We start from the raw sequence: 13,060 nt of genomic DNA on the forward strand, positions 1-13,060 counted from the left end.
GTCAAAGAAAATAAGTAACTAGTTTATATATTTTTCACAATATGAGGAGGAAATATCTTGAAAAAATTTTGGATAGTAGCATTTACATCAATGCTGGTTATTGGAGGTTATATCGGGAATGAAGCGAACGCTTCCAAAAATACAAAATCCGTAGAAAGAATTACTTGGGAACATGCAGGAGAGCTAGAGGCACAAAAGGGATTTGAAAAGAATATAGGTACGGCAGGAGTGTTATCGGGATCTTATCAAAATTATTTAATAGTTGGAGGAGGGGCAAATTTTCCTTATGAAACAGTATTAAATGGCGGTGCAAAGAAACATTACTCAGATATATATGTACTAAAAAAAGACAAAAATAAATTAACAATGGTAGAACATACTAATCTTGATCATGAGATAGGTTATGGATCTTCAATCACTACAAATAAAGGAGTTTATTATATTGGAGGAAGTCCTGAAAAAGAATATGCAGATGATATCACGTTGCTAACTATTGATCAAAATAAAAAATTGAAAACTAAAAAAATAGGAGATCTACCATTTACGATAAGTGATGGTATAGCAGTTGAGAAAGATGGAAAATTGTATATTGGACTTGGTAAGCAAAACGGAAATGATAGCAATAAATTATATGAATATGATATAAAAACTTCTAAAACTAGAGAATTAGCGTCCATACCAGGAGAAAGTGTTAGAAATCAAAGTGTAGCTCAATTATTAAATGGAAATCTATATGTATTTAGTGGTGGCGGGTCGATCGCTTATACTGATGGGTATAAATATAATATCGAAAAAAATACTTGGTCAAAAGTTTCTTCGGTAAAAGTAGATGATAAAGAAATATCTTTACTAGGAGCAAATTCAGTAAAATTAAATAATGATGAAATGATGGTAATTGGAGGATTTAATAAAGAAGTATATGATCATGCAGTGAAAAATTTAAATACATTAAAAGGGGAAGAATTATTAGCTTTTAGAACTAAATACTTTAATGCTGATCCTTATGAGTTTAATTGGAATAAAGATATTTTAATATATAATGCAAAAAATGATGATTGGAGATCTGTAGGAAAAGTTCCATTTGATGCACCATGTGGTGAAGGCTTAGTATTAATGGATAAAAATATCTATTCAATAAATGGAGAAATAAAACCTGGGGTAAGGACTAATGTAATTTATTCAGGAACAATACTCTACAATTAACCATATTGAAGGAAGTTAAGCTTAAAGCTTAGCTTTCTTTGCATTTAACTTAGATAGATGTTTGATATATTTAGAAACAGCTGCTTTGAGCGGGGGCAGGGAAGTTAAACAAAGAATAGAGAAGCATATGTTAATAAAAACCAATATGTCTAAATAAAGGAATTATAGATAAAGTAAAGGGGAATATTTATGAGTTAGATGATAGGGAAAAAAAGTGTCGCAGTTTTATTTGCTATAGTTCTCGGCATTTATTTACTATTATGCTCCTGATACGGCTTTTTTAATTAAGTGTTTAGTAGGTGTATTAGCTGTTAATGGATTGTTATTATTTTCCATTATCATCTTGAAAATGAAGAGGAAAAATGACTTAAAGAATAGTGCTTATGGTGAGAATCCTTATTTTTAACAGCCTAGCCGATCTTCCATAAAAGGACGCATTTTTCTAATAAGGAATGCGTCTAGTTTCAAATCTAACAGAGGATTTTTATACTCTTGCTACGATTTACCTATAATAGCAGCTATTCATCGACAATAGAGTTGTTTCATTTTCAATATAAAATTTTTTCTATACCTAAAATATAACGTTAAAGTCGTTTAAATCTAAAGGTTATTCAACAATCGCGCCCTATTCTTAATAGGCTTATTTTAGCTGGTTTTGTATATTCTGCATTCTTAACATATATGTAGGGATATCGGAAATTTAGATCAAGATGCTCCCCCTTGGCGATACCCCCAATTAAAAATAGAAAGATTTTTTTTTGTTTAAATACACATTAAAACGAAGCCCGAATACACTAGGTAATAAAACAAGTGATACTTAAGCTTGGAATGAGGGATAGTATGATACAACTATCGGGGATGCAATCTCAACAAAGTGGCATGTGGCCGTCTGGTAGTATGGAAAGTGTAATCATTCAACAAATGCATGAAACTCCGGTTGTTTATTCGTATCAATCCATCGATGAATTATCGTTTGAACTCAAGTTACGAAAAAACATCATAGTAAGTGCAAGAGCCATGAATGAAGGTTATGCTGAGTTTGAAATCTTTGCCAATTCTCGTTGTAATCCCCAATACTGGCATTTGACAAATGCTGGTGGATTCCAGCTGAGGCATGATGTAATACCATCTGATGCGATTCAAGACATTTACAAGAACAGTTCACTATATGCGTTTGAATGTGCCACGGCAATAGTGGTTATCTATTACCATGCCGTTCTAAATAGTATGGATGAACATGTATTTAATCAATTATTCCAAAACCTCTATTTATACAGCTGGCACGAAGATCCTGATCTCGGTATACAATCCATTCATACGGATCATTTCTTACCTGGAGATGTTGTTTATTTTAATAATCCAGACTTTGATCCAGAAACTTCTTGGTGGAGAGGAGAAAATGCTGTTGTTCTCGGAGATGGTACATATTTTGGACATGGACTAGGAATAGGGACGGCGGAACAAATGATTCATGCTCTGAATAAAACAAGAAAGCCAGAGAGTAATCAATCAGCCTATCTGATAAATGTAGTCATAAGACCGTCTTTTAAACATTTGGCGAAATTTTCGATGCTGCCACGAGGTGATACGGCTTATAAAATTCAACATGTCGTAATACACCATAACGAAAGTTCGATTTCATATGATCGATATCTATTCTATTTAAATAATGTGTACAATCAGATGACCTATCTAAACCCATTCCCATGATGAGAATGGGTTTAGTAGTTTTAAAATTAAAGCATTAATAAAAATTTTTATGATCGAATTAGTGGGTTGATTAGCCATTCTCGTCGCTCCCTATCTTTAGAATCAAATTCAATAGAATTTGGGTTCCGTTACTCCATTAACTGGCTCTTTTCATGGAGAAAAAAGCTTTCCATATTTCAGAGCGCCCTGTTTTGGAATAACTAAAACATGATGAGAACTTTTAAGACAAATTAAATCTTCTTTCACTAAATCTCCCGTTAATATAAGTAAAATGTTTTACAAACGTATTTTAGTAATAATATTATTTATGAATAAGAAACTTATATAAATTTGCTTGGGTCAATAAATATCCTAACAATAGGTCCAATATTTAACACAAAAGTTGAAAAGCCTCCGACTAGAAAACCTATATATGACTTCATTTTATTTTTTCGATGAATGATTAAAGGGAGCAAGTAAAACCATTGGTAAAAACCAATGAAGACTCTGCTAATTGTAAAATCACCATCATCAATTATTTGAATTAGCATTAGTATATGGCTGCACAACGAAAAAAGAGGCCGTCCAATTTTGGACAGCCCCCTTTCCGCTAATTATAAAATTTCTAGTAAAACTCTCTATCATTACATTGGTTACCATCTTTGCTACAGAGAAGGTATCTCCAAAATGAAGCGACTTTCAATCTTTGAAAACTATGAGAATACTGCAATTTTACGTGCGATAGATTCTGTTAAACGAGATGCTACTTTTGGAACAGCCCATTTAATGATTGGTGTTAACACCGCACCCGATAATCCGCCTGCATGGACTTCCACGGTACAAGTCATTGTTGTTTTACCATTAACCTCTTCTGCAGTAAAATGACCGCTTCCTGTAAAATTATCTGATAAACCTTTTAGTTCAAACTTAATATTTGAAGGTTCATTCCATTCGGTAATATCTACCTGCGCTTGTATCGTTTTTTTAATACCTTTCACACTACCTTCGAATGTCCAAATAGATTGATTGTCATTTATGATTTCATGTTCTTTATAGGCAGGTACTGTTATTGCCCATTTTTCAAGATCACTGACATAATCCCAAACTGCTTGTACATCTGTTGGAATTTCTACTGTATGTGTTCCCGTTGCCATTATGATCCCCACTTCCACTACGTATGAATTGTAAATTTATATTTCTATAAAATAATTATTACATAAAAAGCATAAATTTACATCACTAATTTTACTTAGCTTTCCTTCTTCCAATAACCTGATTATTTGAAGAACCAAAATCTTCAGAGCGCAACTTCTACTCTAGAATAGCGCCCGATAACTGAATAACGGTTAGCTTCTATTAGCTGATTTGTGGAATTCCAAAGGGGTTTCTATTGGCGGTTTAGTTCAGCTAATTATTTTTCTGGTACTATAACGCTGTGTTGAACTCCTTGTTATTCTTTTCCCCTAAACTCTAAAATATTTAAACCCTTGGATGCTTCTGGCGCTTCAAAAAATTTAGTAACATGAATAAACGTCGCTTCTGTGTCAAAAGCTGCTCTTTCGGGTTGTTCGTTACGCCTTTGTGCAATTTGAAGTAAGCATTGCTCGTTATTTAAATTAAGGAAAATTAGTTGATGGTTTGCATTGACCTCTGACGCTATATCCAAAAACCACTTTCGCTGTTTTTGAGTGTTACCTGGAAAATCCATCACTACATCTGTACCAACACTTAATATGTTTTGGACATGCTTTTTCACCATCGGCTTGAGCTGCGCTGAAAATTTTAGATAGTCCTCAAATGATGTGATCTGATTGGGATAAAGAGATGAAAGCCATTCATCCTCAGATAACAGTACCGCATGTTTTTCTATAGCCAATTGTTTTGATTTAGTTGATTTTCCTGCTCCCATTTTTCCACAGAAAAAGTATAGAGTCCCCAATTGTTTCATATTTTTATTCCTCCGGGCTCATTTTATTGGTTGTTGCCCCACCTTGTAAAACTATAATTTACAACCTAGGTTATTAGTAATAGTACTGTCTTTTTTAAGTATGATTATTCAGTTTCAAATATTCAATTAAAACCATTTTGATCAATCTTTTTAACTATACTAAAAAAATTGGCGTACATAGTGTTCAACATGTACGCCTTTTGGGTGAAAATTCAACATCTTTTACACATTAAACAGACCAAATTAATTATGTCCATCACGTATAATATATGAGCGTTAGCGGTTCCTTTACTTTGAAGAAGGGTCGTGTAACCTTGATAGGTGTTGGAGCTGAGGTAACCTGCTCCCTATCCAGGAGAAACACGATCCTGTAAGGTTCAAAGTCAAGGGCATAATTATACATATCTAATATGTAAGAGTCCTTTAAAATCAATGAATTTTCACCTTTAGTCTTGATAAAAACTTTTTTCCAAATGGATTCTTTTTGGTTCTCACTAAATAAGGATTTGCAAAACATTTCTGATCAAACTTTATTCCAAACCAACAAAATAATCAAAAAAGTAGTATTGACACTATTGTTGTTTTTTCTGATAAAGTCTTAACGGTTTATCGACAAAATACTCCAATATTATAAATACAGTCCTGTCGTGTAGACAGACGTAATTGTTTTTGCGACATCTTCTACAGAAGCATGGTGTTCGTTCCGGACAATTTCCCATAGGTACATTTCGTTCGTAAAAAACCAGCCTCTTCCGACAATTTTATGATTTAATTCGGCTCTGGCCAGACCATTTTGTTGGGCAAAGGAAATATCCTTTGAAATTCGTTGAATAAATTTTTCCCGAATCGCTTTCCATTTATCTGAAATGAAAGAAGAAACCCCAATTGCCTGTTCAAAGACTTGCATCATAGCTCGTTCGGCTTCTGCCATTGTTAAAAAAGCATGTGCCTGTTTATAAATAATTTCTTCTGCTTCTTGTTTTGATTTTGGCAGGAAGGAGATTTCAGCAATTTCATAAAATCGCTCCATGACATCCTCCATTAATACAATTAAAAGATCTTCTTTTCCTTCAAAATGGACATAAGCTGTTCCATATCCGATGTTCGCTTTTTTAATCATTTGTGAGATCGTTGCTTTTTGAAAGCCTTCTTGAAGAAAAACTTCCTTTGCTGCTTCTAATAATTTTTGCCGTGTCAATATCGAACGTAAATGTCGTTTATCCTCTATAGTCATGTTTATTCCTCCACTACTCATTATCTCTAGGATATATGGATTATTTATAAAATGGAAGGGGTGTACTAGTAATAATTCTTTGAGAAAATAATATTGACACAACGTCATATTCCGTAGATAATAATATTGACACGATGTCATATATAAAATGAAAGCGCTTCAAAATGACTGTAAAGGGGAGAATCATAGTGATTTTAAATAACTTTCAAACAACTTTAGAATACGCGAAAGAATTGGATAAGGAAGATTCTCTTAAGGATTTTCGAGAAGAGTTTTATCTAAAGCCAGGATCGATTTATATGGATGGGAACTCCTTGGGCCTTCTTTCGAAAAGAGCGGAAAGAACTCTCTTAGAATCTTTAGAGGATTGGAAAGAACATGGGATTGATGGCTGGACGCAGGGGAACCATCCATGGTTCTTTATGGCGGAGGAATTAGGCAAGAAGCTTTCGACGTTAGTCGGTGGCTCTGCTGAAGAAGTGATTGTAACGGGTTCGACAACCGTTAATCTACATCAGCTTGTATCAACGTTTTATACGCCAGATGGCATCCGTACAAAAATTTTAGCCGATGAACTAACGTTTCCATCAGATATATATGCCCTGCAAAGTGAGCTAAGGATCCATGGATATGATCAGGATCAGCATCTTATTCGTGTAAAAAGCCGCGATGGCCGCTTCTTGGAAGAGGATGATATCATCGAAGCAATGACCGATGACGTTGCCTTAATCGTCTTGCCAACGGTCCTTTATCGCAGCGGACAAATTTTAGACATCAAACGATTAACCGAAGCAGCACATAATAAAGGGATTTTAATCGGGTTTGACGCATGCCACTCGGCTGGTTCGATTCCACATTATTTCAGTGATTGGGACGTTGATTTTGCATTTTGGTGCAATTATAAACATTTAAACGGCGGACCTGGCGGTGTTGGAGGATTATTTGTCAACAAAAGGCATTTTGGAAAGATGCCTGGACTTGCTGGATGGTTTAGTTCTGCTAAAGAAAAGCAATTCGATATGGAGCATACATTAACACCTGCGCAATCAGCGGGAGCCTTCCAAATTGGAACACCTCATGTGTTAAGTGTTGCCCCATTGATTGGGTCGTTAGAAATTTTCACAGAAGCAGGGATTGAAAATATTCGTCAGAAATCATTGAAAATCAATCAATATTTAATAAATTTAATTGATACTGAACTGGCAGATATGGGATTTTTCATTGGTACACCAAGAGAAGATGCACGCCGTGGCGGACATGTAAGTCTCGAACATAACGAAGCAGCACGAATCTGTAAGTCATTAAAGGAAAACGGAATCATTCCAGATTTCCGCGCACCTAACATCATTCGCCTTGCACCAGTAGCCCTATACACTTCTTATGAAGAAGTTTGGAAAGTCGTTCAAATCCTTAAAACCATCATGACGGAAAAGCAGTATGAGAGATTTAAAAATGAACGGGAAGTAGTCGCTTAACGGGTACCGCTAGCGGTGCCTGTCACCGCTCGTAGACACTGTCCGTTGCTAAATGAAATACGGACAAAGCCTCATGGTTAAAGAAGGGGATGAAATAGATGAAGAATACAAGCAGCGATGAGGGGTTAAAACGAGAATTATCAACTAGTCAGCTTTCGATGATCGCGATGGGGATGGCGATTGGGACAGGGTTATTCCTTGGAAGTGGACTAGCCATTAGTACGGCAGGACCTAGTGTATTGATTAGTTATACGATCGGTGCATTTATCGTTATATTACTAATGGGATGTTTGGCAGAAATGACGGTTGCCTATCCAACTTCGGGATCTTTTGGAACGATTGCTGATAAATATCTTCATCCAATGGTAGGCTTTCTTGTCCGGTACTCCTATTGGATTGCTCAAGTTCTTGCGATTGGGGTTGAAATTAGTGCAATCGCCATCTATATGAAATACTGGTTTCCGGAAGTCCCTGGGATTGTTTGGATCATCGTATTTGCAGCAGTCCTTATCTATGTAAACGCTACCAGTGTAAATGCCTTTGCAACTTTTGAGTATTGGTTCTCGATGATCAAGGTTAGTGCGATTGTCGCTTTTATTCTTCTTGGCGCGTATGTTTTATTTGGAACTTCTGGTCATGAGAATGTTGGGGCTCAGAACCTCGTCGATCATGGAGGCTTCATGCCGTTTGGTGTCAAAGGCATGTGGATTGCCGTCTTTATTTCTCTTTTCAGCTTTTTAGGTACGGAATTGGTCGCCGTTACGGCCGGTGAAGCAAAAGATCCGGATGTCGCTGTACCGAAAGCATTGAAAGCAACGGTATTTCGTTTGAGTGGTTTCTATGTGTTGACGATGGCGATTATGTTGATGATTGTCCCATGGCAATCGGCAGGAATTGAAGAAAGTCCGTTTGTAAAAGTAATGGAAATCTTAAATATCCCTGGTGCCTCTGGGGTGATGAATTTTATCGTTTTAACAGCTGCTTTATCATCCATGAACGGACAGCTCTATGCTTCATCCCGAACGATGTATTCATTATCAAGCGAAAAGTTTGCACCAGCCATTCTAGGTAAACTGAATAAAAAAGGTGTTCCAACAATGGCTCTTGCCGTTTCAACGATTGGGATTGTGATTGCTACACTTGTGAATGCGCTGTTTCCTGGATCATCCTATGCCTTCATGATGGGGATTTCCATGTTTGGTTCACTTTTTACCTGGTTAGTTATCTTTGTTTCTCATTTATCTTTCCGGAAAAGGTGGGAGAAAATGGGCGGCCGCAAATTACCGGTCAGAATGATTGGTTTTCCTTATTTGACGATATTGGGAGGACTACTCCTGCTCAGTTTAATGATCACAGCCTGGTTTACTGATTTCAAAATTATGCTTCAGTTTGGTATCCCTTGGCTGCTTTTCTTATCTATTGCTTATTTTGTTATGAAAAAAAAGACTCAGAAATCTGATGTTTTGCAGGATAAAAAGACTGTTTAATTTAATGCTGTGTTAAAGGTCATTGTTGATTTATTACTATGTTGATTGGAGCGAAAATCAACAGCCAAGTTTAACACAGCCTAATTTTTTTTAAAAAAAGGAGAGATCGTATCATGATTATTGGTGTACCTAAAGAAATTAAAAATAATGAAAACCGTGTGGCTTTAACTCCAGCTGGAGTCGTTTCATTCGTAAATGCCGGTCATAAAGTATTAGTGGAGAAAAACGCCGGTATGGGCAGTGGTTTTACCAATGAAGATTACTTGAATTATGGTGCAGAAATCATTGAAAATGTGGCAGATGTGTGGGCGCAATCAGATATGATTATGAAAGTAAAAGAGCCTCTGCCAAGTGAGTATGGTTATTTCCGTGAAGGCTTAATTTTATTCACCTATTTACATTTGGCTGCTGAACCGGCGTTAGCTCAGGCGCTTAAAGAAAATAGCGTTCTTGCGATTGCCTATGAAACTGTTTCAGTGAATCGCACGCTGCCGCTGCTGACGCCAATGAGTGAGGTTGCCGGCCGGATGGCTGCACAAATCGGTGCGCAATTTTTACAAAAATCAAACGGTGGTAAAGGAATCCTTCTTGCGGGTGTTCCTGGTGTAAGCCGTGGGAAAGTGACCATTATTGGCGGCGGTATTGTTGGTACCAACGCAGCGAAAATGGCTATTGGATTAGGGGCGGATGTAACGATTATCGATGTGAGTGCGGATCGGTTACGTCAATTGGATGATATTTTTGGCAATTCAATTAAAACACTCATGTCCAACCCGTTCAATATCACACAGGCAGTAGCTGAGGCTGACCTTTTAGTTGGTGCTGTATTGATTCCTGGTGCAAAAGCTCCTAAGCTGGTAACAGAAGAAATGATAAAGGCAATGAAGCCTGGTTCAGTTGTTGTTGATGTGGCTATCGACCAAGGTGGAATCGTTGAAACGATCGATCATATTACCACTCATGACAACCCAACCTATGAAAAGCATGGTGTTGTTCATTACGCTGTAGCCAATATGCCTGGTGCAGTTCCAAGAACTTCAACCATTGCCCTAACGAATGTTACTCTTCCATATGCCTTACAGATGGCAAACAAAGGTGTATATCAAGCCATCGCTGAAAACGAAGCATTAAAACTTGGAGTAAACGTAGCTAATGGTGAAATAACTTTTGAAGCCGTTGCAAGAGATCTTGGTTACGACTATGTAAGAGTAGAAGATGCTTTAGAAAAAGAAATGGTTGCACGATAAAGTTTAAAGGACTAAACAGTATTATGTTTAGTCCTTTAAACTTTATTAATAAAAAATGATGTCACTCTCTGAAACCAAACATCGACAAAATAGGGGAATGACAGGAACAATGGATTAGCATAATCGTTGCCATATTCTAGTGGGGGTTCAGCCGAGATATACACGTTATCTTAACTAAGAAAATTAAAAAATGAATTTAAAAGGGCCCTTACGTTGAATACATGTACTCAACGTAAGGGCGGATTATGTAAAATGACAATAAAGTTATTTAATTTTAAAACCTAAAACACGTATGACCCCGTTCTGATTTTAAGACGGGGTTAAAATAAAGCTGTTTAATTTTTGATGTGAAATACTTCACTGCACTTAAAAACACAACAATAAAGTCGTTTAAATCTAAGTGTTATTGCACAATTGCGCCCTATTGTTGAAGAACGAATATAAAATCTTTTCTGTCTAAAAAAATGAGGAGCAATCCCTCTTATTAACCTCAAAAATTATAGTCTAAATTACTAATGGTACGGTTCACCGTGATGTATCCAAATGAGATTCTATAACTTATTTAAAATTCCCCACTAAAATAAATTACATCAAATATATCACCAATTATCTAAATATTCTAATCGTATTGTCGAAAAAAGATAGATTGGGGTAGCTCCAATCTGTCTAGCTTCTTGTTAGGATTTACCCTAAAGCACATACAATGACTTTGATTTTGATCCTGATGATCTAAGTGTATTGATTCGATAAATCCCTTGCGTCAATTTTATCGTTTTTGAAAATAATTCGTTTGAAATATTAATATTTTTATATAAAATAATTGACTTTTCTGATTTTTTATCATAAAGTAGTCATTAACTTAATACGGAATAATCCTTATCGCGAGCCAGGGGAGGAAATTGGTCCTATGATCCTGCAGCAACCTGTTATTTTCTATGGGAAATAACAAGGTGCTAAATCCAACAGACATGATGTCTGGAAGATGAGGAAGAGAAAAAACCTCTTCCTCTTGGGAGAGGTTTTTTCTCTGTTTACATCCTATGACTTCAGGTAAGGAACCTGTTCCAAACTGGCTTATTATAATTCCTACTAAATACATATATTTAGTTAGTTTTATGATTAAGCTAAATAATAAATAGGAAATTGGGGGAAACAGTATGACAACTGTAGGATATTGGTTTATTGGCTTTGCGTTAGCTTACACTTTCTTTCTTATTTTTGTAAGCCAGCTTGCAAGAAAGAAAGCAGTGGACGGAAATGGATTTTTTGTTGGAGGGCGAGGATTTAACACTTTATTTGTTACGGTTTGTATAACGGGGCTTTTTTCTGGTTCATCATATATTGCCATATTGGAACTTAGCTATCTGACTGGAATATCTGCTATTTGGTATGGGGTTGCTGAGACCATTCATGTTCTTATCATTGCGCTAGTTTTAATTGCACCTTTCAGAAAAAGAGCGTTAATTACTATTTCGGGATTGTTAGGAGACCGCTACGGAGAGAGCGTTCGAGGGGTTGCAGGTGCCATTACCGCATTTACATTTCCTATGTGGTCGGTTGCAACTGCCCTTGCATTTGCTTCAGCACTCTCTGTTTTTACAGGAATTTCGTTAATTTGGTCGGTCGCACTAACAGCATTATTACTTCTTGTATATTTACAGTTCGGCGGTATGTGGTCCATTGGATTCACACAGTTAAGCAATGTAATCGTATTTTTCATTATGCTTGCAATTGGTACTTATGCATTCTTTCTTAATCCTGGAATCGAAGGAATTAAAACTTTATTTACAGAAAAACCACAGCTGGCTTCTTTTAATGGAGCAGGTATTCAAACGATCTTGGCTTGGTTTGGCACATTTTTATTTAACGTCATTCTTGCACAGGCAGCATTTCAAATGGCATTATCTTGTAAAACTCCGAATCAAGGGCGAAACGGTTTAATTTTCGCATCTTTACTTGGAATACCTTTAATTATAGGGGCTGTTGTTTTTGGCTTAGCCGCAGCTCAAGTTGTTCCAAATGAATCTCGTGGGCTTGTCGCTGTTCCTCTTTACTTGATGGAAACACTTCCTGCTCCACTTGTTGGATTATTTTTTCTAGGTTTCTGGGCCGCTGCTCTAAGCTGGGGAGCGCCCTGCCAATTTTCAGGTGCCACGAGTCTTGGACGTGATGTAGGAAAGGCATTAAATCCAAAAGCAACGGAGCTTCAGCTTGTCCGTTACACGAAATGGTCATTACTTTTATTAACTGTTTTAATGGTAGGATTTGCGCTATTACGTTCAGAACAATCGGCATGGTGGAATGTCCTTGCCTGGGTAACTAGAAATTCAGCAACTTTTGCACCAGTAGTAGCTGCATTATTTTGGCCAGTAGTAACAAGACGGGCTGCCCTTATTTCTCTATTTACCGGTTCACTTTCTGGATTATTGTGGTATCACCTTAGCGGATGGGCGATTAGCGATTTCTACCTGAACATTCATCCTGTATGGATAGGAATGGTCATTAATATTATTACCATTATTTTAGCTAGTTTGGTTGATAATGTTGGGAAATGGGAATGGAGAGGATCTGTTAGAAGCTTTGGATTTTATTCTTTTGTATTCTCTATTACTTTGACAGTTTATATGGTTCCTTCATTTAGTTTCCTGTACCAAAATGGGCTAATCGGTTTATTTCTAATGCTCATTGTATCAGGTCTATTTATTAGCTGCATGTTTTTCATTAAGAAGAAGGAAAAATCCATTATTACTGACATTCAAATAGGAATTTAAAGGAGC

Annotated in this window: 9 protein-coding genes and 1 riboswitch; of the genes, 6 read left to right on the plus strand and 3 right to left on the minus strand. The window is 36.5% G+C overall.

Translation table 11 applies throughout. The features are described from left to right. Positions 1-57: 57 nt before the first annotated feature. Both HNP81_RS06280 and tgl read left to right on the plus strand, forming a co-directional pair. Positions 58-1,203 carry a cyclically-permuted mutarotase family protein gene (locus tag HNP81_RS06280; protein ID WP_220478509.1) on the plus strand — a complete coding sequence of 382 codons (1,146 nt, stop codon included), beginning with the start codon at positions 58-60 and terminating at the stop codon, positions 1,201-1,203. An 840-nt stretch (positions 1,204-2,043) separates the two neighbouring features. Then, positions 2,044-2,913 (plus strand): spore coat transglutaminase TGL, encoded by an 870-nt coding sequence (tgl, locus tag HNP81_RS06285; protein WP_182501976.1) that lies wholly within the window; start codon positions 2,044-2,046, stop codon positions 2,911-2,913. A 692-nt stretch (positions 2,914-3,605) separates the two neighbouring features. Here the strand turns inward: tgl and HNP81_RS06290 are convergent. The 3 genes from HNP81_RS06290 to HNP81_RS06300 form a co-directional block, all read right to left on the minus strand. Beyond that, complete coding sequence (locus tag HNP81_RS06290) at positions 3,606-4,046, minus strand: SRPBCC family protein (RefSeq protein ID WP_182501977.1); 441 nt, start codon at positions 4,044-4,046, stop codon at positions 3,606-3,608. 296 nt (positions 4,047-4,342) lie between these two features. Beyond that, positions 4,343-4,840: a P-loop nucleotide/nucleoside kinase family protein gene (locus tag HNP81_RS06295; RefSeq protein WP_182501978.1), complete on the minus strand. Its 498-nt coding sequence runs from the start codon at positions 4,838-4,840 to the stop codon at positions 4,343-4,345. A 628-nt stretch (positions 4,841-5,468) separates the two neighbouring features. Further along, on the minus strand, positions 5,469-6,074 hold the full coding sequence (locus HNP81_RS06300) for a TetR/AcrR family transcriptional regulator (RefSeq protein ID WP_152534748.1): 606 nt from the start codon (positions 6,072-6,074) through the stop codon (positions 5,469-5,471). 164 nt (positions 6,075-6,238) lie between these two features. Here HNP81_RS06300 and kynU point away from each other — a divergent pair, with 164 nt between their 5' ends. From kynU to HNP81_RS06320, 4 genes are all read left to right on the plus strand, one after another. After that, on the plus strand, positions 6,239-7,549 hold the full coding sequence (gene kynU, locus HNP81_RS06305) for a kynureninase (protein ID WP_182501979.1): 1,311 nt from the start codon (positions 6,239-6,241) through the stop codon (positions 7,547-7,549). Positions 7,550-7,647: 98 nt separating this feature from the next. Beyond that, positions 7,648-9,036, plus strand: a complete 1,389-nt coding sequence (locus HNP81_RS06310; protein WP_182501980.1) for an amino acid permease — start codon at positions 7,648-7,650, stop codon at positions 9,034-9,036. Positions 9,037-9,149: 113 nt separating this feature from the next. Then, positions 9,150-10,283, plus strand: a complete 1,134-nt coding sequence (gene ald, locus HNP81_RS06315) for an alanine dehydrogenase (protein WP_182501981.1) — start codon at positions 9,150-9,152, stop codon at positions 10,281-10,283. Positions 10,284-11,156: 873 nt separating this feature from the next. Next, positions 11,157-11,272, plus strand: a riboswitch (SAM riboswitch). A 168-nt stretch (positions 11,273-11,440) separates the two neighbouring features. Then, positions 11,441-13,054, plus strand: coding sequence for a sodium:solute symporter family protein (locus tag HNP81_RS06320; RefSeq protein WP_028390180.1), 1,614 nt, complete (start codon positions 11,441-11,443; stop codon positions 13,052-13,054). The last annotated feature ends 6 nt before the right edge of the window (positions 13,055-13,060 follow it).

This window comes from Peribacillus huizhouensis (assembly GCF_014138605.1).
In the GTDB taxonomy this organism is placed as follows: domain Bacteria; phylum Bacillota; class Bacilli; order Bacillales; family DSM-1321; genus Peribacillus; species Peribacillus huizhouensis.

What these genes read in the sequence shown, in the direction of transcription:
- kynU (WP_182501979.1), top strand. Translation starts at nt 6,239, where the DNA reads ATGACTGTAAAGGGGAGAATCATAGTGATTTTAAATAACTTTCAAACA.
- ald (WP_182501981.1), top strand. Translation starts at nt 9,150, where the DNA reads ATGATTATTGGTGTACCTAAAGAAATTAAAAATAATGAAAACCGTGTG.
- HNP81_RS06320 (WP_028390180.1), top strand. Translation starts at nt 11,441, where the DNA reads ATGACAACTGTAGGATATTGGTTTATTGGCTTTGCGTTAGCTTACACT.
- HNP81_RS06300 (WP_152534748.1), bottom strand. Translation starts at nt 6,074, where the DNA reads ATGACTATAGAGGATAAACGACATTTACGTTCGATATTGACACGGCAA.
- HNP81_RS06310 (WP_182501980.1), top strand. Translation starts at nt 7,648, where the DNA reads ATGAAGAATACAAGCAGCGATGAGGGGTTAAAACGAGAATTATCAACT.
- HNP81_RS06290 (WP_182501977.1), bottom strand. Translation starts at nt 4,046, where the DNA reads ATGGCAACGGGAACACATACAGTAGAAATTCCAACAGATGTACAAGCA.
- tgl (WP_182501976.1), top strand. Translation starts at nt 2,044, where the DNA reads ATGATACAACTATCGGGGATGCAATCTCAACAAAGTGGCATGTGGCCG.
- HNP81_RS06295 (WP_182501978.1), bottom strand. Translation starts at nt 4,840, where the DNA reads ATGAAACAATTGGGGACTCTATACTTTTTCTGTGGAAAAATGGGAGCA.